Source organism: Stenotrophomonas sp. 57 (assembly GCF_030291075.1).
GTDB lineage: Bacteria > Pseudomonadota > Gammaproteobacteria > Xanthomonadales > Xanthomonadaceae > Stenotrophomonas.
The window spans coordinates 101,752-123,667 of sequence record NZ_CP127407.1; the positions used below are offsets into that span (position 1 = coordinate 101,752).

16 protein-coding genes are annotated in these 21,916 nt (G+C 67.7%); 3 read left to right on the forward strand and 13 right to left on the reverse strand.

Going from position 1 to position 21,916, the window contains the following annotated elements; all coding sequences use genetic code 11:
- Nucleotides 1–21 precede the first annotated feature (21 nt).
- Nucleotides 22–1,284, reverse strand: a complete 1,263-nt coding sequence (locus QP512_RS00425) for a hypothetical protein (RefSeq protein WP_286070515.1) — start codon at nt 1,282–1,284, stop codon at nt 22–24.
- A gap of 80 nt (nt 1,285–1,364) precedes the next feature.
- Between QP512_RS00425 and QP512_RS00430 the strand changes: the two genes are divergently transcribed.
- Together QP512_RS00430 and QP512_RS00435 are read left to right on the forward strand one after the other, a co-directional pair.
- The gene (locus tag QP512_RS00430) at nt 1,365–1,883 is read left to right on the forward strand and encodes a hypothetical protein (protein WP_286070516.1); all 519 of its coding nucleotides are present in this window, start codon (nt 1,365–1,367) and stop codon (nt 1,881–1,883) included.
- 38 nt (nt 1,884–1,921) lie between these two features.
- Nucleotides 1,922–2,596 carry a hypothetical protein gene (locus QP512_RS00435; protein WP_286070517.1) on the forward strand — a complete coding sequence of 225 codons (675 nt, stop codon included), beginning with the start codon at nt 1,922–1,924 and terminating at the stop codon, nt 2,594–2,596.
- 105 nt (nt 2,597–2,701) lie between these two features.
- Here QP512_RS00435 and QP512_RS00440 read toward each other — a convergent pair whose 3' ends face one another.
- From QP512_RS00440 to QP512_RS00480, 9 genes are read right to left on the reverse strand one after another with little or no spacing between them, the layout of a single operon-like run.
- The gene (locus tag QP512_RS00440; protein ID WP_286070518.1) at nt 2,702–4,510 is read right to left on the reverse strand and encodes a hypothetical protein; all 1,809 of its coding nucleotides are present in this window, start codon (nt 4,508–4,510) and stop codon (nt 2,702–2,704) included.
- Nucleotides 4,507–6,672 carry a hypothetical protein gene (locus QP512_RS00445; protein WP_286070519.1) on the reverse strand — a complete coding sequence of 722 codons (2,166 nt, stop codon included), beginning with the start codon at nt 6,670–6,672 and terminating at the stop codon, nt 4,507–4,509. Before QP512_RS00445 ends, QP512_RS00440 begins: the two co-directional genes overlap by 4 nt.
- On the reverse strand, nt 6,669–7,790 hold the full coding sequence (locus QP512_RS00450; RefSeq protein ID WP_286070520.1) for a BatA domain-containing protein: 1,122 nt from the start codon (nt 7,788–7,790) through the stop codon (nt 6,669–6,671). The genes QP512_RS00445 and QP512_RS00450 overlap by 4 nt, the downstream gene beginning before the upstream one ends.
- Nucleotides 7,787–8,683 carry a DUF58 domain-containing protein gene (locus QP512_RS00455; RefSeq protein WP_286070521.1) on the reverse strand — a complete coding sequence of 299 codons (897 nt, stop codon included), beginning with the start codon at nt 8,681–8,683 and terminating at the stop codon, nt 7,787–7,789. Before QP512_RS00455 ends, QP512_RS00450 begins: the two co-directional genes overlap by 4 nt.
- A gap of 7 nt (nt 8,684–8,690) precedes the next feature.
- Nucleotides 8,691–9,674 carry a MoxR family ATPase gene (locus QP512_RS00460; protein ID WP_286070522.1) on the reverse strand — a complete coding sequence of 328 codons (984 nt, stop codon included), beginning with the start codon at nt 9,672–9,674 and terminating at the stop codon, nt 8,691–8,693.
- 16 nt (nt 9,675–9,690) lie between these two features.
- Nucleotides 9,691–10,398 (reverse strand): DUF4159 domain-containing protein, encoded by a 708-nt coding sequence (locus QP512_RS00465; protein ID WP_286070523.1) that lies wholly within the window; start codon nt 10,396–10,398, stop codon nt 9,691–9,693.
- On the reverse strand, nt 10,398–11,732 hold the full coding sequence (locus QP512_RS00470; protein ID WP_286070524.1) for a TldD/PmbA family protein: 1,335 nt from the start codon (nt 11,730–11,732) through the stop codon (nt 10,398–10,400). Before QP512_RS00470 ends, QP512_RS00465 begins: the two co-directional genes overlap by 1 nt.
- Nucleotides 11,733–11,753: 21 nt before the next feature.
- The gene (locus QP512_RS00475) at nt 11,754–13,388 is read right to left on the reverse strand and encodes a TldD/PmbA family protein (RefSeq protein WP_286070525.1); all 1,635 of its coding nucleotides are present in this window, start codon (nt 13,386–13,388) and stop codon (nt 11,754–11,756) included.
- 30 nt (nt 13,389–13,418) lie between these two features.
- Complete coding sequence (locus QP512_RS00480; RefSeq protein ID WP_286070526.1) at nt 13,419–15,050, reverse strand: TldD/PmbA family protein; 1,632 nt, start codon at nt 15,048–15,050, stop codon at nt 13,419–13,421.
- Nucleotides 15,051–15,681: 631 nt separating this feature from the next.
- Here QP512_RS00480 and QP512_RS00485 point away from each other — a divergent pair.
- Complete coding sequence (locus QP512_RS00485; RefSeq protein WP_286070527.1) at nt 15,682–16,296, forward strand: DUF938 domain-containing protein; 615 nt, start codon at nt 15,682–15,684, stop codon at nt 16,294–16,296.
- Here the strand turns inward: QP512_RS00485 and QP512_RS00490 are convergent, their stop codons facing one another.
- The 3 genes from QP512_RS00490 to QP512_RS00500 form a co-directional block, all read right to left on the reverse strand.
- Nucleotides 16,297–17,583, reverse strand: coding sequence for a type II toxin-antitoxin system HipA family toxin (locus QP512_RS00490; protein ID WP_286070528.1), 1,287 nt, complete (start codon nt 17,581–17,583; stop codon nt 16,297–16,299).
- A 33-nt stretch (nt 17,584–17,616) separates the two neighbouring features.
- Nucleotides 17,617–17,943, reverse strand: a complete 327-nt coding sequence (locus QP512_RS00495; RefSeq protein WP_286070529.1) for a helix-turn-helix domain-containing protein — start codon at nt 17,941–17,943, stop codon at nt 17,617–17,619.
- Nucleotides 17,944–18,158: 215 nt separating this feature from the next.
- Complete coding sequence (locus QP512_RS00500; protein ID WP_286070530.1) at nt 18,159–21,845, reverse strand: indolepyruvate ferredoxin oxidoreductase family protein; 3,687 nt, start codon at nt 21,843–21,845, stop codon at nt 18,159–18,161.
- Nucleotides 21,846–21,916: the final 71 nt, after the last annotated feature.

Below are 21,916 nucleotides of genomic sequence, written 5' to 3' on the forward strand. Positions count from 1 at the left end.
CGCGCGAAGGGCGTGAACCGTTCAGTGCCACGGGTCCGGACGCTGCGCGATGTCCGCGTCAAGCGCCTCGTTGCGGCGGTGGAGCTGCACCATGCAGATCACAAACCGCACCGCGTGCCAGCCCAGCGCCAGCAATGCCACCGCCTGCCAGCCAGACGCAAGCGGCCAGCCCAGCGCCAGGCGCTGCGACACCGGCATCCAGGCGGCGCCGAAGACCAGCACGCACAACAGCAGGCCCAGCCACGCCAGTTGCCAGAACCCTCCCGTGGGCGGATAGCGCCGTCGGTCACTGGCCAGGCACCATGCCGTGCCCGCGCCGAGTACCCATCCATCGCAGGTGCGCACTTCCAGCAGCATCGAGCGCCCGCGGGAGAATGCCGCAGCGTGCTCCCATTTCTCTGGTAGCTGCACACGCCGGTCACTACCCAGCAACCACACCCGTGATGTCTCGGCAGTACGCTGGTACGCGCGCAGGCGCCCGCGGACCCGCAGCACGCGCTGCGCAGTCGCAGGGCCCTTGCGGCGAGGGAGGCCCAGCCAGGCCGCAAGACCGGCGATGGCGAGCAACGGCATGGCGAGCAGGCCCGGAACGCCGGCGGCGGCCCACAGCGCCAGCATGGCAATCAGCAGCGGGGAAGGGCGCAGGCGGGGACCCCGTCGCATCGAAACTTCTTCGGGTGTCTCCAGGCGTTCGCCACAGACGCGGCTGGTGGCTGCATCCGGCCGTGCTGCAGCGATGGTGAAGCCATTCAGACGCACCACCATGGCCACGTGTTCACCCAGTACCACGTCAGCTTGATTGTCTTCCGAGAGGTAGGGCCATGCCTGTCTTGGCACCAGCACGGGTATGCCACCCAGAATGCCGTCACCGACCGGGAAGCTGTTCCGCCACGTCCCGCCGGTGAAGGCTCCACTCAGCCGCTTTATCTGGTCGTCATGGTCACAGCCGGTCAACGCGCGCACCGGTGCCAGTGCCATGTGTTCGTCCGCGCCCAGCGTCCGCAGCGTGCTGCTCCGGCGCAGCGAGGCGAGGCCTGCGCGGACACGCGATGTCCATTCGGCGGCGGTCGCGATGACCATCAGGCACACAACCGCCAGACCAACCAGTACTGCTGCGCGCGACATCAGCAGGCGACCGGCCGACGCGGCGGGCGTGCGGAGGGAGCTGTCATCAAGGAGGGCCTTACCGGGAAAACCGCAGGATGCCGACCCCGCTTCCCGAGGGGAATGAAGTTCGTTGCAAACTTCGGCGCCCAGGCCGCGCAGCGACGATGCGTGATACACCCTGAATGCCCCCGCCGATGCCAACGAAATCTGAAGCCCGCATCCGTATCCTTGTTCACTGGACGCAACCAACAGGGTGGATGGCTGTGGCACGACGTGGAACGCAGGGAGCGCTGCTGGCCAGCCTGTTGCTGGCGGGCATCGCGCAGGCGCAGCAGGCAGCGCCGGTGGCGGCGCCCGTACCCGTGCCTGCAGCCGCTGCGGATGCGCAGGCGGCAACCACCGCGCCGGTTTCCACCGCCCTGCCGCAGGACAACGTCACCACCCTTGGCGAGGTGCGCGCACTCAAGCCCGATGACGAGCCGCTGGACCTGTACCGCTTCAAGAACCCGGTGAAGTTCGGCGACAACCGCTTCAGCCGTGACTGGAGCGAACCGCCCTCGCCGGAGCAGGTCAGCATGAGTGGCGGCTACATCATGATGGGCGTGGTGAAGGGTGTGATGGCGGCTGCCAAAGGTGTGAACAAGCTCACCGGTGGCCCTTCGCAGATCCAGGCGGCGGTCGCGCGGCCGCCGCCCGAGCTCAGCGCCGAGCAGCAGCGGCGCGCGTTGCAGTTCTGCCAGGAGCAGGACGGCTGTGACGCACCGCCGGTGAAGTAGGGCGTATCCTTCGGCGGTTCCCCCACGAGACTGCCTGGATGCTGCTGCGCTCCCTGATCCTGCTCGCGACGCTGAGCCCGTTCGCTGCCATCGCCACTGACCTGGCTGACGATGGTTCCTGCCGCAACGGCGCGTTTCCTTCGCAGCAATCGGGCTTTGCCCTGGCCAAGGTGGTGGGTGCTCCCCGCCTGTACCTGCTGGGCGACATGGACGGCTGCCCGGCCAAGGGCGAGCCGGCCTGTCGCCAGCGCAGCTACGTGGTAAGTGGCGATACGCTGGTGACCGGGCGCGACCTGGGGAGCTATCGCTGCGCGTTCTTCCCGAACAAGGTGGGTGGCAGCGCCGGGTGGGTTGACCGCAGCAAGCTGCAGGTGTTGCCGGCCCGCACGCCGTCGCTGCAGGACTGGGTGGGCGACTGGAAGGATGGCGACAACGGTCTGCGCATCTCGGTGCAGGGCGGGCAGCTGCATGTGGACGGCGACGCCTACTGGCCCTCTGCCAACCCCACGCCGGAGCAGCGTCCCTACGGGCCGAACATGGGCCAGGTGGAAGCGCGGGCGACGCCGCGTGGTGCTGATGTGGAATTCGTCGAGGACACCTGCAGGGTGCGCGTGCACTCGCTGGGCGAGGTGCTGATCGTGGCCGACAACAGCGAGTGTGGTGGCATGAACGTGCGCTTCAATGGCGTGTACCGCCGCGCGGGAAAACGTTGAAGGGCGCATGAGGGGCCAGTAGATCCACGCCATGCGTGGATGCGGTTCGCGATCCAGCCGTTGGGGTCGGAGCCCTTTCGCGGCCGAAAGGTATCCGGCCCCAGGTCAGCGCCGCCGTTCCAGCCACCACAGCAGCGCGGCGCACAGCACGAAAGCCAGCCACCAGGGCCAGCGCGAACCCGGCACCGGCTGCGTCACCCGCGCATTCGCGGGCACGCTGCGGGCCAGCGCCTGCGTGGTCGCATCGATCATCGCCTGCCGATGCAGTGCAGCTGCGTCCTTCGGGTCGAATACATAGCGCCAGACGGTAGTGTCCCCATGCTGCAGGCGCTGCCAGCCGGACGCGCGCGGCCACCAACCGGCGCACCGCAGCGCCGATGTCGCACCATCGATGATCAGCGGCACGCTGTCACCGCGCGGGTTGAAGGCCTGCAGCGGTGCCTGCACGCCACATAGTGCCTGCCGCTCTCCTGCCCAGGCAATCGCCTGAGGCGACCACAGCACATCATCGCTGCCCTGTGCGCGCGCCAGCGTGGCCACCACGCTGCTCCACAGTTCACCGTGACGGTCGTCGCGGCCCGCCAGCACCCAGCGCCAGCTGTCGGTGATTGGCAGTACGGCGATGCGGCCCTTGCCAGCCGCGAGCCAGCTGCCGACGGCCTTGCCACCCCGATCGTGCAGCAGCGCGTTGCTGCCCGGCGCCTGCAGCGCCAGTGCTTCCAGCGAGGGCAGCGCGGCGCTGTGCGAGCTGCGGTCGGCCTCTTCGCCGTAGCTGGTCGGCAGTGTGCCGGCGGCAAGCGGGCCACGGCGCGCGGCAAGGACTTCGCTGTCACCGTCGCTGGGTAGTTCGAGGGCGTGGCTGCTGCCATCGCCCTGCACGGGCAGGCCAAGATCATGCAGGCGCTGCCGCGCGCTGGCCGAAGGTGCCCCCGCACTGCGTACCAGCACACCCAGGCCGTCGCGCAGCGCCTGGCGCACGACGGCCAGCTGGCCTGCATTGAAGGCAGCCAGGCTGCGTTCGTCCAGCAGCAGCAGGTCGCTGCGCGCCAGCGTTGGGGCATCGATCGGGACCACGCCATCGCCCACGCTGAGCCCGGCACCGGTATCGGCCTGCGCCTGCACGCGCAGGCCCGCGTCGGCGGCCCAACGCCGCAGGTACTTCAGTTCCGGGCCGGGCGCGCTGGCACGCACCAACAGGCGCAGGGGCGCTGCCGGCAACGTCTGCTGCGGCACCGGTACGCTGTCCACCACATGGCCTTCGGCGTCGAGCAGGCGCAGCCGGAACATGCTGCGGCCTTCGGCGCGGGCGATGCCGCTGAGCTGGACGCGACCGTCCCCGGCAACGTCCGCGCGATCGACCACGGTGTCGGCCGGGTCCAGCAACTCTGCCTTCGCCTTTGCCGTGCCACGAGCCTGCGCCTGTACCTCGAAGCGTCCGCCGGGAGCAACGTCGGCAGGTGGCTGCAGGGCGACCCAGCCGCGCGGTGCGGGTGCCGCCTGCCAACGCACGTCGGCTGGCAGTTCCGCGTCGCGATCGCGCGCAGCCAGGCCGGCACCGACCAGGGTGAGCGTGGATGCCGGATGCTGGCGCAGCGCGGTGGCCAGATCCGGTACGCGCTGGCCGCCGGGTACATCGCCCGCTTCCGGCAACAGCAGCAGCGGACCTTCACTGGCTGGCACCGCACCCGCCTTGTCGGCCTGGGCGCCGAGCACGACCAGGCCAGCGGCAGGTCGCTGATGCGTAGGAGGTACCAGGCACAGATACAGCAACGTGGCGGCGATGATCTGCAGCCCGATCATGATCCACTGGCGGCCGCGATGCGCTGGACCTCCGCGCAACTGGCGCAGGCTGGCGATGACCACGACCAGGGCGAGTGCCAGCGCAATCCACAGGCTCGATCCGGAGGCGCTCATGGTGTTGCCTCCAGCGCGTCGAGATACCGTTGCCCCATCGCATCGGCCGCACTGCGCCGCATCACCTGCGGCAACGGACGCTGCAGGGCACGCCACAGCTGCGCACGCAGGCGCTGGCGGCAGTCGCGGCAGCCGGGCTCGATGCGCAGCTGCTCGATGGCGGCTGCCAGGTCCAGTGCATCGGGCAGGTAGGTAGCGTTGCGTTGCTGCCAGGTAGCGAGCGCATCGAGATCGGGTGTGCCGATGTCATCGCCGAGACGCTGCCAGGCTTCGACAATGGCCGGGTCCGGCGGCGTGCGCGCGGCCAACGGCAGTTCGCGACTGGCCAGCCCGGCGCGATCGCCACCCAGCCGTCGGCTTTCATCGATGGGGGGCAGCTCCGGCCCGACCCGGGCCAGATAGATGCGCTCGGCCTGCTGCACCTGCTTGATGAAGCCCAGTGCCTTGTAGGCGAAGGGCAGGGCCTGCGCCGGGCGTCCCTGGCGCAGCTCGCCTTCGGCCGACCACATCTGGTCCAGCGCGGCCTTCAGCGTGGCACGGGTCTGCGGATCGAGCAGGGTGGCCGCCTCGGCGTGGTCGTGGGTGTGTCCGTACTCGGATAGCACGTCGGTCGCGCTGCCGAACACCGGCGGGGCATCTGCGTTGGCTGTACCGCCATGATCATGGCCATGGTCGTCATGCGCACCGGCCTGCGCGCCAGGGTCGTGCTCGTGATCGTCGCCGTGGTCATCTGCGGTCGGCGCATCGCTGGTGGGCAGGTCGCTGGTCGGCGGCGGCTTCGGTGCGCCTTCGCTTTCCTCGCCCAGGAACTGGCCGTAGCGCAGGCGCAGGATGCGCTGGTCGACACCGATCGCATCGCTTCGCTTGATGAAGTCATCAGCGGCCAGGCCAGGTCGCTGCCGGATCAAAGCCTCCGCATCGATGATGATCTGTCGCTGGCTGCGGAAGTAGGCCGGCAGCGTCTTCTTGATGCGTCCTTCCAGTTCGGCACCAAGCGCGACCTCGGCACTGGGCAGGCGAAGGATGACGCTGTTGCTGCGCCCCGTCTGTGGCGTGGGTGCGTGATTGTCGCGCACCTCGAGCTGGGCGATCACATCGTTGCCGGGCTGCGCGCCCAGCGCAGCCAGATCGAGGGTGTGGGCGAAACGTCGAGCGGTGGCTTCGCCGCTGCCGGCAAGCGTGACACTACGTTTCACGAAGGTGATGTTCTCCCCGCTGCCCTGGGTGGTGGTGATCGACAGCGTTGCCTGTGCGGCCACGCCGTAGTCGTCGCTGGCCTCGAAGCGCAGCGACCATTGGCGCTGTCCGGGCGAGGCCAGCACCAGGCTGGCTGCCGGCTCCAGCACGCGCACGGAGGGTGTACGGTCGGCCACCACGTCCAGCCGATGCAGGCGCGTCTCGGCCAGTGCCGGTTCGCTCACCACGCGATACAGCGCCGGCGCGCGTGCCACGTCCTGCGCCTGCCATTGCCCGTCCTGCTCGTTCAGCGGCAGGCGCCGGCCATCGTGGAACTGCAGCCACGCCTTGTCCGGTACGCGGTCGAAGCGCAACGACCACGACAGCCGGCTGTCGGCGGCAACCTTGGCATCCAATGCATTCTGGGTGAGCGTCGCCTGGCCGGTGTAGGCTGGCGCGTCGACGCGCAGGCGGGTGGACTGCAGGTGCAGTGGGCCCGCGGGCATGGCGGTGTCGTGCGCTGTGGGTGCAGCGGCGGTGGGCCCGCTGTTCGAGCGCGGCCAGCCGAGTGCCAGCAGTGCGATGGTCAGGCCCGCAATCCAGCACAGGGCCAGCGCCGCGCGTGGCCAGCGCGGTCGCAGCTCCGGCATGTAGCGCTCCAGCGTGGCCAGCACGTGGGTGCGTTGACGCTGCTGAAGCGGATTGAGCGTGGCGGCCTCGGCGAACAACAAGTCCGCGCTGTCCTCGCTGGTGCCACTGGCATCAAGTTGCCGCTGCAGCCACTGACGGTCGAGCCGGCGGGCACGCGCCGTCGCAACGGCGGCGCAGCCGAGTACGACGAGCGTGCCAACCACGCAGGCCGGATCGAAGCCGGCCAGGCGCAGCGCCAGCGCGGTGGCGGCCAGCGCCAACGGCAGGCCAAGCAACAGGGTGATCAGGGCGCACCGGCGCCGCGCACGCTGCCAGGCACGCTGCAACGCGTTCATGCCGCCACCCGGCGCCGGGCGCTGCTGGCCATCCAGCGTTCCAGGGCGAACAGCAGCACGATGGCCAGCAGCAGCCAGGAGGTTGGTTCACGCACGGGGGGCGTTGTCGCAGGCAGCAAGGCCGTGCGTGGTGCCTGGTCCTGCGCATCGCCCAGCCGAGGCGGGGCAGGCGGTTGCAGGGCCAACAGCAGGGCACGCGGCAACCCTGGATCGCGCAGCGCCGTGTTGCTGGCGGCATTCCAGTCGCCGGGCAGCGACAGCAGTTGGCCTTGGCCGATGCGTTGCTGCCACAGCAGTGGTTGGCCGTCGGCATCGCGCAGCCGCACGTTCGCCTCTGCGGCGGGCGGAGTGGCGGCCAATACGTGGCCGCCGTCGCGCAGCCACGCCTGCCAATTCGCCGGCAGTGCATCGCTGCGGCTCCACACGCCGATTTCGCCGCGTTCGGGCAGGGCATCCGCTGCCAACGGTACGAGCCCTGCCTGCGCGCCCCACGCGCGTTGCAGCGCCCCCAGCCAGCGCTCGGCTGTGGCCGACGCCCCGCTGTGCACGCGCAGTCGCGGCGAGGGCGCCGCGGGATGCTGCCCGGTGACCGCCAACGGCTGTGGCCGCCATTGCACATCGCGTGACAGTTGCAGGTGCGTGCCGTCCAGGCCGGGCAGCGGATCGGGCACATGCACGGTCAAGGCGGTACCGGTAGGCAGCTTCGCGTCCAGTTCGCGCAGCAGGCTGGGCAGGGTGGCGCTCGAGATCGGTGGTGCCTGGTCGATGGTGGGGAAGCCAGGCGCCAGCCAGTGCCAGTTGCCATCCTCGGCCGTTCCGCGCAGTGCCATGGCATCCAGTCCCGGCGCTACCACGGTCCATGCAGCGGGGGGCGCCGCCGGGCCCGTCAGCGCGGGCCGCGCCAGCAACAGCGCCAAGGCTGCCAGCAGTAACAGCCGCACCAGCAGCAACGGCCAGTCATCGAAGCGGATGCGCTGGCGCGGCCGGATCTGCGCGCGCAACCAGCGCAGCGCGGCGAAATCCAGCGGTGTATATGGATGGCGGCGGGCGAGGTGGATCAACAACGGCAGCAGCCATGCAGCGAGCGCGGCCAGGCCCAGCGGGAACAGCAGGTTCATGCGCCCTCCCCGCGGCCGAACAGCGCCTGCAACGGCTGGTCCAGCGGCTGGTCCAGCCAGCCGGTGGCGCTGGTGATGCCGCTGGCCTGCAGGCGTGCGTGCAGGGCGCTGTGTGCGGCGGCGAAGCGCTGCAGGTAGTCGGCGCGGATCGCGGCGCCATCGCCCAGCAGTTCCTCGCCGGTTTCCGGATCGCGGAAGCGATGGCCGGCATCGAAGGGGAAGTCGCGCTCGTCGGCGGTCAGCACCTGCAGCAGCATCACCTCGCGGCGCGCGCTGGCGAGGTGTTCCAGCAGCACGATGCCGGCGTCATCGAAGCCATCACCGATCGCCAGCAGCAGATCGCCGGGGCGCACGCGCTCCCACAGCGGGCGCAGGCGTTCGGCCACGGGCCAGCCGCCGCGCGCCTGCAGCGCTTGCAACTGCAGAAGCACACGGTCGCGCTGGCGCGCGCCGTTCGCGGCCGGTACCAGTTGAAGGCCATCGCCATTGATCGCCAGCACGCCGAAACGGTCGCCCTGCTGCAGCGCCAGTTCCACCAGGCAGGCGGCCACGCCGCGCATGTGATCCAGGCGCGTGCGCTGCGGTGCCGCGCGATCGGCCTGGCCGGCCGAGGCGGTGGCGTCGAGCAGCAGCCAGACCGTGATCGGGCTTTCGCGTTCGGATTCGCGCACGAAGAAGCGGTCCGAACGCGCGTACAGCTTCCAGTCGATCTGGCGCAGTTCGTCGCCCGGCTCGTAAGCGCGGTACTGCGCGAATTCCAGCCCGGCACCGCGGCTGCGGCTGGTGTGCTGGCCGATGCCGCTCGCCCCGCTGGCCAGGCGCGGCCGCAACCGCAGCAGGCGCAGGCGCGCACGCAGTTCCGGCGGTAGGGTCAACGGCGCACCTGCGTTCACGCGTGGCTCAACCCGGGAACGGCACGGCCTGCAGCAGCGCGGCGACCACGTCGTCGGCACGCTTCTGCTCGGCCTCGGCGGCGAACGACAGCAGCAGGCGATGGCGCATCACCGGTGCGGCCAGCGCCTGCACATCCTCACGGGTGGCGGCGAAACGGCCCTGCAGCAGTGCGCGTGCCTTCGCCGCAAGTACCAGCGATTGCCCGGCACGCGGACCGGCGCCCCACTTCACCCACTGGTTGATCGCCGCCGGCGCGCCTTCGCCCGGCCGGCTGGCACGCACCAAGCGGGTGATCCAGGCCAGCACATCGGGGCTGACATGCACCTGGCGCACGGCGGCCTGCAACGCGATCACGGCTTCGGCATCCATCACCTTCGGCACTGCGTCGGTGGCGCCGCCGGTGGTCTGCTCCAGGATCTGCCGCTCCTCGTCCTCGCTGGGGTAATCCACCAGCACGTGCAGCAGGAAGCGGTCCAGCTGTGCTTCCGGCAGCGGGTAAGTGCCCGCCTGCTCGATCGGGTTCTGCGTGGCCAGCACGAAGAACGGCGCCGGCAGCGCGTAGGTGGTACCGGCGTAGCTGACGGTGCGTTCCTGCATCGCCTCCAGCAGCGCGGCCTGGGTCTTGGGCGGGGTGCGGTTGAGTTCGTCGGCCAGCAGCAGGTTTGTGAAGATCGGGCCCTGCTGGAAGCGGAAATGGCGGTGGCCGGTGCCGTGGTCCTCCTCCAGCAGCTCAGTGCCGAGGATGTCGCTGGGCATCAGGTCGGGGGTGAACTGCACGCGCCGGAACTGCAGTTCCAGCGCCTGCCCGAGCGAGCGCACCAGCAGGGTCTTGCCCAGGCCGGGCGCACCTTCCAGCAGGCAGTGGCCGCCGGCCAGCAGGCCGATCAGCAGCTGTTCGACCACGGTGTTCTGGCCCACCACGGCGCGTGCGAGCGCAGCGCGAAGATCGTGCAGGCGCGGCAGCAGGGAATCGAGGTCGGGGGCGGTCATGGGCGTGCAGGTCCTATCAATTGTTCAGCGCGTACATCACGATGTTGACGCCGAAGCGGGTGTTGTCTTCGGCCAGGAAGCGCTTGTTGCGCCAGTCGTAGTCCCACTCGCAGCCATAGTCCTTGTTGCTGTAGAGCAGGCCCAGCCGGCCATCGACCTCGATGCCCTTCAGGTAGTCGTGCACGAGGTCGTCGCCCCAGCCGTTCAGTTCAAAGCTGGTGGCGGGCGGGCCGTCGGGGAAGCGGAAGAAGCTGCGGTACAGCGCGTGGTTGTTGGGCAGCTTCTGCAATGCCCTGGGCCCGAACAGGCGGCCCATCTGCGCCTCGAACGAGGTGGCGAACAGGCCGTCGATGTCATGGTTGCAGTCGTCGACGAAGACGAAGCCGCCGTTGCGAACGTAGCGCACGAAGTTCTGCCGTTCGGCGGCGTTGAACTCCACCAGCGTATGCCCGGCCAGGTAGCAGAACGGCGCTTCCAGCATGCGTGGGTCGGCCAGTGCCACCACGTGTTCCTGCGGGTCCACCCGCAGCGAGGTGTAGTCGATCAGCGAGGTGATCAGGTTGGACGGCATGCGCGCGTCCACGTCCCAGTCACCGGAGTCATATTGCAGGCGGGTGAACCAGAAGTCGTAGCGCGAACTGCGCGGGCCTGCCTGTGCCCAGGCCGGCAGCGCCGCCGCCGAAGCGGCAGCGGCCAACCAGCGCAGGCAGGCCCGTCGGTCCATCAGACCGCGTCGGACAGCGAGGTGAAGGTGAAATCGCGCAGCTTCATCGGCGGGATCATCATCACGTAGCTGGATTCATCACCGGCCACACGCACCGGCTTGCCCAGCTCTTCGATGTTGTTGAGCATGATCACCGGCGATTCGTTGAAGCGGAAGTTCTTCACCGGGTGCTTGATCTGGCCGTTCTCGATGTAGAAGGTGCCGTCGCGGGTCAGCCCGGTCAGCAGCACGGTCTGCGGATCGACCATGCGGATGTACCAGGTGCGGGTGACCAGGATGCCCTTCTGGGTGCCGCGCACCAGCTCGGCGGTGCTCTTGTCGCCGCCGCTCATCAGCAGGTTGCCTGGCGAAGCCTTGGCGGTCTTGCCCTGCTTCTGCGCCCAGAAGCGCGAGTAATCCAGGTTGGCGATCCTGCCGTTCTCGATGATGGCCATGCGCTCGCGGGGCAGGCCCTCGTTGTCCCACGGCAGCACCGGTGCATCCGGATGCCACGGGTCAGCGATCATGGTCACCCGCGGGTCGTAGACCTGCTCGCCCAGCTTGTTGCCGCCGCCCTTCTTGGACAGGAAGCTGCGGCCTTCATCGGCCGAGCGTGCGCTGAAGAAATTCATCATGAAGCTGATCAGGCCCGCTGCTGCAGCCGGCTCCAGGATCACCGTGTACTTGCCCGGCTCCAGCGCCTTGGCTTCGGCCGATTCAGTGGCCTTGCGCATGGCGATGCGGATGTCCTGGTCCGCCCTGAAGTCCGCCGCATCCTTCAGGTTGCGGCCGACCCAGCCCGAACCACGGCCATCTTCGGTACGCACGGTGCAGGTGTAATCGAAGTTGGTGGTGCGCTGGTAGGCGAAGTTGCCGTTGCTGTTGGCGGTGGCCTGGAAGCCCTGACCGTCTTCGAGGAAGCCGGCGGCGATCAGACCATGGCCACGGCACGGCGCGATCGAATCGGCGGCAACCTTGGCACGGAAGGCCGGATCGATCGCGGCAGTGGACTCGCTGAAGGTCGGGCTGGCACGGTAGCTCTGCTTGCCGATGGCCGGCATGAACTCCGGGTTCTCGGGGGCCAGCCGCGCCAGGTCCTCGGCACGGCGCACCACGCGCTCCAGCGCGGCGTCGTCGAACTCGTTGATCGAGGCGGTGCCCACGCGCTTGCCGAAGGCGACGGTGACCGCCAGTTCGGTGTTGTCGACAATCCCGCTGGTGGAAACGTTGTTCAGTGCGAAGCGGATGTTGCCGCTGATCGCGCCGGCCAGCACGGCGGTGCACTCGTCGGCCTTGGACAGGGCAATGACCTTGTCGAGGATGGCTTTGGCCTGGGCTTCGGTGAAGATACTCATGGTGTAAGGGCTCCTGACCGGTCAGCCGAGGCTGCGTGCGGTGTTGATGACGTTGATGCCGTTGAAGCGCGCGGTGGACGAACCGTGCGAGACCGCCGAGACCTGGCCCGGCTGGCCCTTGCCGTCGAAGAACGAACCGCCCAGGCGGTAGTCGCGCTCGTCGGCCACGGCGGTGCAGGCATTCCAGAATTCCGGCGTGCGGATCTGGTAGGCCACGTCTTCCAGCATCCGGGTGATCTGGCCGTTCTTGATCTCGTAGAACAGCTGGCCGCCGAACTGCGCGTTGTAGCGCTGCTGGTCGATCGAGAACGAACCATCACCGATGATGTAGATGCCGTTCTCCACGTCCTTGATCAGGTCCGGCACGCTCAGCGGCTTCTTGCCCGGCGCCATCGACACGTTGGCCATGCGCTGGAACTGCACGCTGGACCACGAGTCGGCATAGCAGCAACCGTCGGACTCGGTCTTGCCGAGGATGTGGGCCTGGTCGCGGATGGTCTGGTAATCCACCAGCTTGCCATTGCTGATCAGGTCCCAGCGCTTGCACTTCACGCCTTCATCGTCGTACGCCACCGCGCCGAGGCTGCCCGGCTGGGTCTTGTCGGCGAAGATGTTGACCAGCTCGCTGCCGTACTGGAAATGCTGTTCGCGCTTGTCCAGGGTGGCGAAGCTGGTGCCGGCGTAGTTGGCCTCGTAGCCGAGAACGCGGTCCAGTTCCAGCGGGTGGCCGATCGATTCGTGGATGGTCAGCCAGGTGTGCGACGGGTCGAGCACCAGGTCGTACTTGCCCGGCTTCACCGACGGTGCCTTCAGCTTCTCCTGCGCCTGCCGGGCCGCGTCGATGGCGTCTTCCTTCATGTCGTAGGAGGTGCTGTAGTTGACCACGCCGTTCGGGCTGACCACCTTGCCGGCGGCGGCACCGTCCAGGTACTCGTAGCCCAGGCCCATCGGTGAGGACAGCCCGGAGCGGGTACGGAACTTGCCACTGGACTTGTCGATGGCGGTGACCGTCATCGGCGCCCAGATGCGGTGCACGTCCTGGTCGATGTAGGAACCATCGGTGGACGCGAAGTACTTCTGCTCGTTGACCAGGAACAGCATCGAGTTGACGAAGCTGGCACCGGCGCCCATCGCGGCCGCGTTGACGTCCAGCAGCAGCCCGACCTTGTCCTTGATCGGCACCTCCATCGCGTTCTTGCGGATCGGCGTGCGCCAGCTCACTTCACCCACGCCCGGCGCCTTGGCCAGCTGCACCGGCGCGGTCTGCACGCCGGCATTGGCCTTGGCAATCGCGGCGGCCTGCTGCGCGGCACGGGCCACGTCGGCGGTGCCCAGCGCGTTGGTGGCGGCGAAGCCCCAGGCGCCGTTGACGATCACGCGGATGCCCACACCGGTGGACTCGGTGTTGACCACGTTCTGCACCTTGTCTTCGCGGGTGATCACGAACTGGCGCAGGTAGCGGCCGATGCGCACATCGCAGTAGGTGGCACCGGCCGCGCGCGCGGCCTGCAGCGCGGCGTCGGCCAGGCGCTTCTTCAGGCCCAGGTCCAGGCTGGACTGCAGCTGTTCGGCGGCGATCACCTTGCCGAAGAAGGAGGGCACGATCAGCCCGCCCGCGGTAAGCCCGGTCAGGGCCAGGAAGTCACGTCTTTGCAAGGCTGCTCTCCATATCGAAGGATGGGTGGCTCAAGCGCCGAGACTGCGCGCGGTGTTGATGATGTTGATGCCGTTGAAGCGGGTGGTGGACGAACCGTGCGACACCGCCGAGACCTGGCCGGGCTGGCCCTTGCCGTCGAAGAACGAACCGCCCAGGCGGAAGTCGCGTTCATCGCAGATGGCGGTGCAGGCGTTCCAGAACTCCGGCGTGCGGATCTGGTAGGCCGCATCCTCGACCATGTCGGCAATCTTTCCGTTCTTGATCTGGTAGTACAGCTGGCCACCGAACTGGGCGTTGTAGCGCTGCTGGTCGATCGAGTACGAACCACGGCCATGGATCCAGATGCCGTTCTCCACGTCCTTGATCATGTCCTCGACACTGAGCGGCTGCTTGCCTGGTGCCAGGGAGACATTGGCCATGCGCTGGAACTGCACGCTGGACCAGGAATCGGCATAACTGCAGCCGTGCGAGGCGTCGCGGCCGAGGATATGGGCCTCATCGCGCGTGGCCTGGTAGTCGACCAGGATGCCGTCGCGCACCAGGTCCCAACGCTGGGTCTTCACCCCTTCATCGTCGTAGCCCACCGCACCGAGGCTGCCCGGCTGGGTCTTGTCGGCGAAGAAGGTGACGATGTCGCTGCCCCAGCGGAAGCCGGCATCGCGCTTGTCCAGCGTGGCGAAGCTGGTGCCGGCGTAGTTGGCTTCATAGCCAAGCACGCGGTCCAGTTCCAGCGGGTGGCCGACGTTTTCGTGGATGGTCAGGAACAGGTTGGACGGGTCCAGCACCAGGTCGTACTTGCCGGGCTTCACCGAGGGCGCCTTCAGTTTCTCGCGCGCATGGCGGGCGGCGGCAATGGCGTCCTCGACCGGATCGTAGGAATCGCGGTAGGCGGTGATGCCGCCGGGCAGCTGCACCTTGCCGCGTGCATCGCCATCCAGGAATTCGTAGCCCATGCCCATCGGCGAGGACAGGCCGGCGCGGGTACGGAACCTGCCGCTGGCCTTGTCGATGGCAGTGGCGGTGAATGGCAGCCAGATGCGATGGATGTCCTGGTCGATGAAAGAACCGTCGCTGGAGGCGAAGTACTTCTGTTCGTTGACCAGGAACAGGGTGGAATTGATGTAGTCGGCGCCCGCATTCAGCGCGGCGGCATTGAGTGCCAGCAGCAGCTCGACCTTGTCCTGGATCGGCACCGCCATGGCGTTCTTCCGCACTGGCGTCTGCCAGCGCACCTCGCCGACCGACGGCGTCGGCGCCAGCTGCACCGGCCGGGTCTGGATACCGGCATTGGCGCGCGCGATCGCCGCAGCCTGCTCGACCGCGGCGCGCACGGCGGTTTCGCTCTGCTGATGGGTGGCAGCGAAGCCCCACGCGCCGTTGACGATCACCCGCACGCCCACGCCGGACGATTCGCGGTTGGTCACGTTGCCGACCTGGTGCTCGCGGGTGATGACTGACTGGTTGAGGTAGCGGCCGATGCGTACATCGCAGTAGCTGGCCTTGGCGGCGCGCGCGGCGGCCAGTGCGACCTCGGCCAGGCGCCGGCGCTGGGCGGTATCGACCGGGGCGAGCAGCTGCTCGGCGGCGATGGCCCGGGAATGCGGCAGCAGCAGACCCGCCAGGCCCAGACCGGAAAAAGCCAGGAACTCACGTCGTTGCACAGCGTTTCTCTCTCTCGCTTGCGTGCGGTTGGCAACGGGCCGGACCGATCACGTCAACTCCTCGACTTTCGCCAGCGCGGCGCGTGCGGGCAAGTGACTGCAGTCATGGTTGGTGCGGGTTTCGGCAGGGCTTGCAGCCCTGCACCTGCTTCAAGCCAGGGCAACGTCAATAGCGGGCATTCCGTGGGTGGGCGGGGCGATGTCGGATTGCGGGGACGCCGTGAATCCGTCCATGGAGGCTTGGCAGCCGCATCCATGCGGCTGACATCCCGCAATCCGACACAGCCCCACCTCTGACAGATTCCTGCGGCTGTTGGTAGGTGTCGACCTTGGTCGACACAATCTGTCAGATATCGAAATGAATACGGGGTCAGATCCGTTCCAACAGACCGCAGGAAACTGTCGAAGGCGGGGTGGGTCCGGTGGCGGGGGTGTCCGCGGCATGGATGCCGCGGCCAAGCCCCCAAGGACGGGTTTACGGCGTCCCCCGCAACCGGACCCACCCCGCCATCCCTCAGGGAGCCCGCTTCTGCTTTTGCTGTTGCTCTTGCTCTCGGCGGGTGCAGGGCGCAGCCCTGCCGAGCACCCCCCTCGTGCACAATGGTGCCGACCCCACCCGGACCCCGTCCCGATGTCGAGCAAGCCGCACTCAGAAGCCTGCGAACGCAACCGCGAACCCATCGCGGCTGCGCTCGACCCGTGGATGGGCGATCGCCACCGGGTGCTGGAGATCGGCAGCGGCACCGGCCAGCACGCCGCCTTCTTCGCCGAGCGCTGGCCGTGGCTGCGCTGGCAGCCCAGCGATCATGCCGACCATCTGCCTGGCATCGAGGCGTGGCGCGCCGAGGCGGCGCTGCTCAATCTGCTGTCGCCCGTGGCCCTGCAGGTGGAGCTGCCGCCCGCGCCGGGCCTGGTACTGCCTGAGGGCAGCACGTTCGACGCCGCGTTCAGCGCCAACACACTGCACATCATGAGCTGGGACCACATACAGGCGCTGTTCGCCGCGCTGCCGCCGCTGCTGCGCCACGGCGCGCTGCTGGCGGTGTACGGCCCGTTCAACTATGGCGGCCGCTACACCAGCCACAGCAACGCGCAGTTCGATGGCTGGCTGAAGGCGCGCGACCCGCGCAGCGGCATCCGCGACGTGGAAGCCGTGCAGGCGCTGGCCGCGGACAATGGTTTCACCCGCCTGCGCGACGTGGCGATGCCGGCCAACAACCGGCTGCTGCTGTGGCGGCTGGGGTGATCAGGTAGCGGATTGTTCGAATTGACGCAGGCAGCGCTGGCAGCTTGCACTGATGCCGTCCACCAGACGTTCCAGAACCGGGTGGCGCATCCCCTCCGCCTGCAGCCCCGCAAGCAATGCCCGGGCGATGCCGGGCAGCTGTGTTGCCATGTCGAACAGGCCCGACAGTGCTTTCTGCGGGTCCAGCTTCATTCCATCAGCGGTGGCCTCCCAATCCGCCAGGCGGACATCCCACCAGCGGTAATGACTGCCTATCTTCATGGCCATCTTGATCTTGCGTTGCTGCAGATATGCATAGGGCAGTGCACTTGAGATGTCATACAGCGGGGCAAGGCGAACGTTTCCTTGTGCGCCGATCAGCAGCGAATAGTTCTTGGCATGTGCGTCAGTGCCGCCAATGAGATAGTTGAACTGCAGTGCCTGCAGCAGTCTTTCGACATCCGCTCGCGGCTTGCTGGAATGTTCCCAAAGCACGCGCGCCAGATCGGCCGGCCCCGGTCCGCCCTGATTCTGGTACTTGATGTGTGGCATGACACCCAGCGCTTGACAGAAGTCTTCCTGGTGAACGCGTTGCCAACCCTGCGCTGTTCGTACGCGGTCGAAGCGCGTCACCGCAATGGCCTGTGCATCCTCCATGCAGATCATTTCAGTGGACGCAGCCGACATGCCGAGTTGACTGGCCAGGCGCAGACAGAAGACCTCGTTCTCCACGAATCCGTCGTAGTCGCCACTGGGGGGTTTGAGGATATGGGTGGTGGGGATGCGACCGGCCGGAATTGCCCAACCTCCATCGTCGCGTTGCATCAGGGCGATCTTGGGTTGCGCCCCGGCCAGGCTGAACTGGCCGACATCATCGGGTTGCCGCGCTGCAATCTGGTCCACTCGGATCCGCTGAAGGCGCTGGGCGACCTCATGGAGGGACAGCGGCTCTTGCCGATCGTCTTCACCGGCAAGCACGGCGGCGAGCCGTTCGCCTCGTACGAACTGGACCGCACCGGCACAGTCTTCACCGACATGTGACAGCAACGCGACCGGGTTGCGGGACGAAACATGGAACCGGGAAGCCCATCGCTGCAGAAGGGCCTCGTTGTCGGGAAGCAGCCCCCACAGGACCGCAGAGAGCGTGGCAGCGGGCGTGCTGTTCTCTGCCAATGGAAGTGCAAGTGACAAGGGATAGGCGCCCGGCGTCTGGCGCCAGCTGTCTGCGTACCGGAATGTCGGATGGCCATGTGCATCCTGTCCCAGGTATCCAGCCAGTCTGTTGGAAAGGAGTACGTTGAGGTCCATGCGGGAGGCACGATGTCCGGGAGGAAGGGGCTGTCAGACGGCCCTGTGGGGCTTTCTACGCCCCAACGTCATGGCAGTCGCGCGGTGCTCATCCGGGCGCAGCCCGTTGCCATCCACGATAGTGTCGATATCAGGCAGTTCCAGAGGCATTTCCGTCGATGCAGCGGAGGAGACCATTCCCTCGACGGTGCCCGTAGCCAGTATCAGGCCGAGGACGTTGAGCGTCCGCAGCACCAGTTGCAGCTCCACCCGTGGCTTGCCCTTCTCCATTTCGATGACCCATTGCCGACTGACGCCTACGCGTTCGGCCAGCTGGGCCTGATCCCAACGGAGTGCTTTGCGACGCTGGCGGATGACCACGCCCAGGTCTCGGGAAGTTCGCAGGACGTCCATATGCCGAATGTATGCGCTCGGCAACATTTAATCAAAAGTCGCCGTTCGATGACATTTCAAGAATGTCACTGAACGGCGACAATTTCTGAAATGTCGACGTTCGCTGGCATTCATCGCCAGCGTCTCCAGCGCGAGACCCTTCCCGGGCAGTCGGCCCAGGGCCGGTCGGGTCCTGCTGCCGGTTAGGCCACCTGCACGATATGCAGCGCCTTCGGGTTGCGCCACTGCGCCAGCAGGGCGGCTTCACGCGCCTTGGCCTGTGCGAAGTGGGCTTCCTTGACGTGGCCGAAGCCGCGGATGTGTTCGGGCACGCTGGCGATCTCCACCGCCAGCGACAGCCGATCATCCTCCAGCCCGTCCAGCAGCAGCTGCACGGTCGCCTCGTAATCGGCAATCAGCTGGCGCTCCATCCGGCGCTCCTCGGTGCGCCCGAACACATCAAGGCGCCCGCCGCGCAGGAACTTCAGCTTCGCCAGCAGGCCGAAGGCCTTGAACATCCACGGGCCGTATTCCTTCTTCAGCAGCCGGCCCTGCTCGTCCTTCTTCGCGAACAGCGGCGGCGCAAGGTGGAAGCGCAGCTGGTAGTCGCCCTCGAACTGCTGCTGCAGGCGGCGCTGGAAGTCGCCGCTGGTGTACAGGCGGGCCACTTCGTACTCGTCCTTGTACGCCATCAGCTTGAACAGGTAGCGGGCCACGGTCTCGGTCAGCGCGGTGGAACCGCCGATGCGGTCGGCCTCGGTGGCGCGCACGCGCGCCACCAGATCACGGTAGCGGTTGGCGTAGGCGGCATCCTGGTACTCGACAAGGAAGGCGGCACGGCGCTCGATCATTTCATCCAGCGAGCGCGACAGGCGCGCGTCGTCCAGCGGCAGGAACGCCACGTCGCCACCATGCGAGGGCAGGCCGCGCAGTTCGCGTTCGTCGCCGGTGTTGCGCGGCGCAGCGGTGGCGCCCCACTCGTTGCCTTCCCACTCGCCCGGCGGCAGCGGGTGCAGCGGGCCCGGGGTGGATTCGGTATCGGTGTGGCGGTTGCGCACCAGGCCGGCAGCCTGCTGCACGGCCTGCGGATCGACCGCCGCCAGGCGACCCCAGGCAAACGCCTGCTGGTTCATCGCCACGGCGGCGCCATTGAGTTCGATGGCGCGCATCAGCGAAGCGAACGACAGCGGTACCAGGCCCTGCTGCCAGGCGTAGCCGAGGATGAACAGGTTGGCGGCGATGGCATCGCCCAGCAGCGCAGTGGCCAGCTGGGTGGCATCGAGCAGCAGCGGCTCCTGGCCGCCCAGGGCCACGCGCACGCCGGCGACGATGTCGGCAGCGGGGAACTGCATGTCCGGACGGGTGGTGAACGTGCCCGGCATCGCTTCGTAGGTGTTCAGCACCACCTGCGAGCGACCGGCGCGCACCTTCGACAGTGCCCAGTAGTCATTGACCACCACCATGTCGCAGCCCAGCACCAGGTCGGCTTCACCGGCGGCGATGCGCACGGCGTGGATGTCGTCCGGTCGGCGTGCGATGCGGATGTGCGTGGTCACCGCGCCACCCTTCTGCGCCAGGCCGGTCTGGTCGAGCACGGTCGCGCCCTTGCCTTCCAGGTGGCCGGCCATGCCCAGCAGTGCGCCGATGGTCACCACGCCGGTACCGCCGACGCCGGTGATCAGGATGTTCCAGGGCTGTTCCAGCGTGCCGCGGATGGTCGGTGCAGGCAGGTTGTCCAGCAGCGCGGAGGCATCGCGCTTGCTGCCCTTGCGCGGCTGGCCACCGTGCACGGTGACGAAGCTCGGGCAGAAACCATTCACGCAGGAATAGTCCTTGTTGCAGTTGGACTGGTCGATCTCGCGCTTGCGCCCGAACTCGGTTTCCTTCGGCAGCACCGAGACGCAGAAGCTCTTCTTGCCGCAGTCACCGCAGCCTTCGCAGACCAGCGAGTTGATCAGCACGCGCTTCTGCGGGTCTTCCAGCTTGCCGCGCTTGCGGCGGCGACGCTTCTCGGTGGCGCAGGTCTGTTCGTAGATCAGGATCGAAACACCCTTCACTTCGCGCAGGCGCTTCTGCACCGCGTCCAGTTCGCTGCGGTCGTGGAACTCGACGTCGCTGGGGAAATGTTCGCGCTGGCCGGTCCACTTGCCGATGTTGTCCGACAGCACCACGATGGTGTGGATGCCTTCGGCGCGCATCTGCCTGGCGATGTCGGGCACGCTCAACGGGCCGTCCACCGGCTGGCCGCCGGTCATCGCCACCGCATCGTTGTAGAGGATCTTGTAGGTGATGTTCACCCCGGCAGCCATCGCCTGGCGGATCGCCAGCGAGCCACTGTGGAAATAGGTGCCGTCGCCCAGGTTCTGGAACACGTGCGGAGTATCGGTGAACGGCGCCTGCCCGGCCCAGGTCACGCCTTCGCCGCCCATGTGGGTGAAGGTGTCGGTGCTGCGGTCCATCCAGGTCACCATGTAATGGCAACCGATGCCGGCCAGTGCACGCGAGCCTTCCGGAACCTGGGTGGAGGTGTTGTGCGGGCAACCGGAGCAGTAGTGCGGCACGCGCGGGAAGCTGGCGCGGGGCAACGCAAGCTCGGCTTCCTTTTCCTGCATCCACTGCAGGCGCTGTTCGATCGATTCGTTGTTGAAGAACTTCTGGATGCGGCGGCCGATCACGCCGGCGATGGTGGCTGGCGTCAGCTCACCGGTGGACGGCAGGATCCACTCGCCGCTCTCGTCGTACTTGCCGACGATGGACGGGCGCTGGCCCCAGCTGGCTGGCCAGTTGAAGAACTGCTCCTTCATCTGGCGCTCGATGAAGGCACGCTTCTCCTCCACCACGATGATGTCGTCCAGGCCCTGCGCGAAACGCGCGATGCCCTGCGGCTCCAGCGGCCAGGTCATGCCGACCTTGTACACGCGGATGCCGATGTCGGCGCAGGCCGCTTCGTCCAGGCCCAGGTATTCCAGCGCCTGCAGCACGTCCAGGTAGCTCTTGCCGGTGGTGACGATGCCCAGCCGCGCGCGCGGCGCGTCCATCACCACCTTGTCGATGCCATTGGCGCGGGCGAACGCCTGCGCGGCCTTCACCGCATAGCGGTGCAGGCGCATCTCCTGGTCCAGCGGCGGGTCCGGCCAGCGGATGTTGAGGCCGCCGCTGGGCATGTCGAAATCTTCCGGCAGCACGATACGCCGGGCCAGCGGGTCGACCTCGACCGAGGCCGACGATTCCACCGTCTCGGCGATGGTCTTGAAGCCGACCCAGCGGCCGGTATAGCGGCTCATCGCCCAGCCCAGCAGGCCCATGTCGAGGATGTCCTGCACGCCGGCCGGGTTCAGCACCGGCATCATCGCGCTGACGAACTCGTCCTCGCTGCCATGCGGCAGGGTCGAACTGCGGCAGGCATGGTCATCGGCGGCCAGCGCCAGCACGCCGCCGTAGCGCGAGGTGCCGGCCGCATTGGCGTGCTTGAACACGTCGCCGCAGCGGTCCACGCCCGGGCCCTTGCCGTACCACATGCCGAACACGCCCTGCACGTTGGCGCCGGGGAACAGGTTGGTCTGCTGCGTGCCCCACACCATGGTGGCGCCGAGGTCCTCGTTCAGGCCCGGGGTGAACTTCACCTTGGCGGCTTCAAGATGCTTGCGCGCGCGCCACAGCTCCAGGTCGAAGCCACCCAGCGGGCTGCCACGGTAGCCGCTGACAAAGCCGGCGCTGTCGATGCCTTCGGCGGCGTCGCGCAGGCGCTGCATCAGCGGCAGCCGGACCAGCGCCTGCACACCACTCAGGTAGATCCGCCCCTCACTGCGGGTGTACTTGTGGTCGAGCGTGTAATCACGGTCGAGCAGGTCGGCGGAAGAGGGCGAAGTGAGTTGCGCGGTACTGGTCATGGCTGGCCCGGTAGGATCGGCTGGCACCGGCCGCGTGCAGGCACGCGGCGGGAAAGGCGCGAATTGTAGCA

Coding starts and splice junctions, on each gene's coding strand:
- QP512_RS00485 (WP_286070527.1), top strand. CDS start 15,682: ATGTCGAGCAAGCCGCACTCAGAAGCCTGCGAACGCAACCGCGAACCC.
- QP512_RS00470 (WP_286070524.1), bottom strand. CDS start 11,732: ATGAGTATCTTCACCGAAGCCCAGGCCAAAGCCATCCTCGACAAGGTC.
- QP512_RS00440 (WP_286070518.1), bottom strand. CDS start 4,510: ATGAGCGCCTCCGGATCGAGCCTGTGGATTGCGCTGGCACTCGCCCTG.
- QP512_RS00465 (WP_286070523.1), bottom strand. CDS start 10,398: ATGGACCGACGGGCCTGCCTGCGCTGGTTGGCCGCTGCCGCTTCGGCG.
- QP512_RS00460 (WP_286070522.1), bottom strand. CDS start 9,674: ATGACCGCCCCCGACCTCGATTCCCTGCTGCCGCGCCTGCACGATCTT.
- QP512_RS00450 (WP_286070520.1), bottom strand. CDS start 7,790: ATGAACCTGCTGTTCCCGCTGGGCCTGGCCGCGCTCGCTGCATGGCTG.
- QP512_RS00445 (WP_286070519.1), bottom strand. CDS start 6,672: ATGAACGCGTTGCAGCGTGCCTGGCAGCGTGCGCGGCGCCGGTGCGCC.
- QP512_RS00490 (WP_286070528.1), bottom strand. CDS start 17,583: ATGGACCTCAACGTACTCCTTTCCAACAGACTGGCTGGATACCTGGGA.
- QP512_RS00500 (WP_286070530.1), bottom strand. CDS start 21,845: ATGACCAGTACCGCGCAACTCACTTCGCCCTCTTCCGCCGACCTGCTC.
- QP512_RS00435 (WP_286070517.1), top strand. CDS start 1,922: ATGCTGCTGCGCTCCCTGATCCTGCTCGCGACGCTGAGCCCGTTCGCT.
- QP512_RS00430 (WP_286070516.1), top strand. CDS start 1,365: ATGGCTGTGGCACGACGTGGAACGCAGGGAGCGCTGCTGGCCAGCCTG.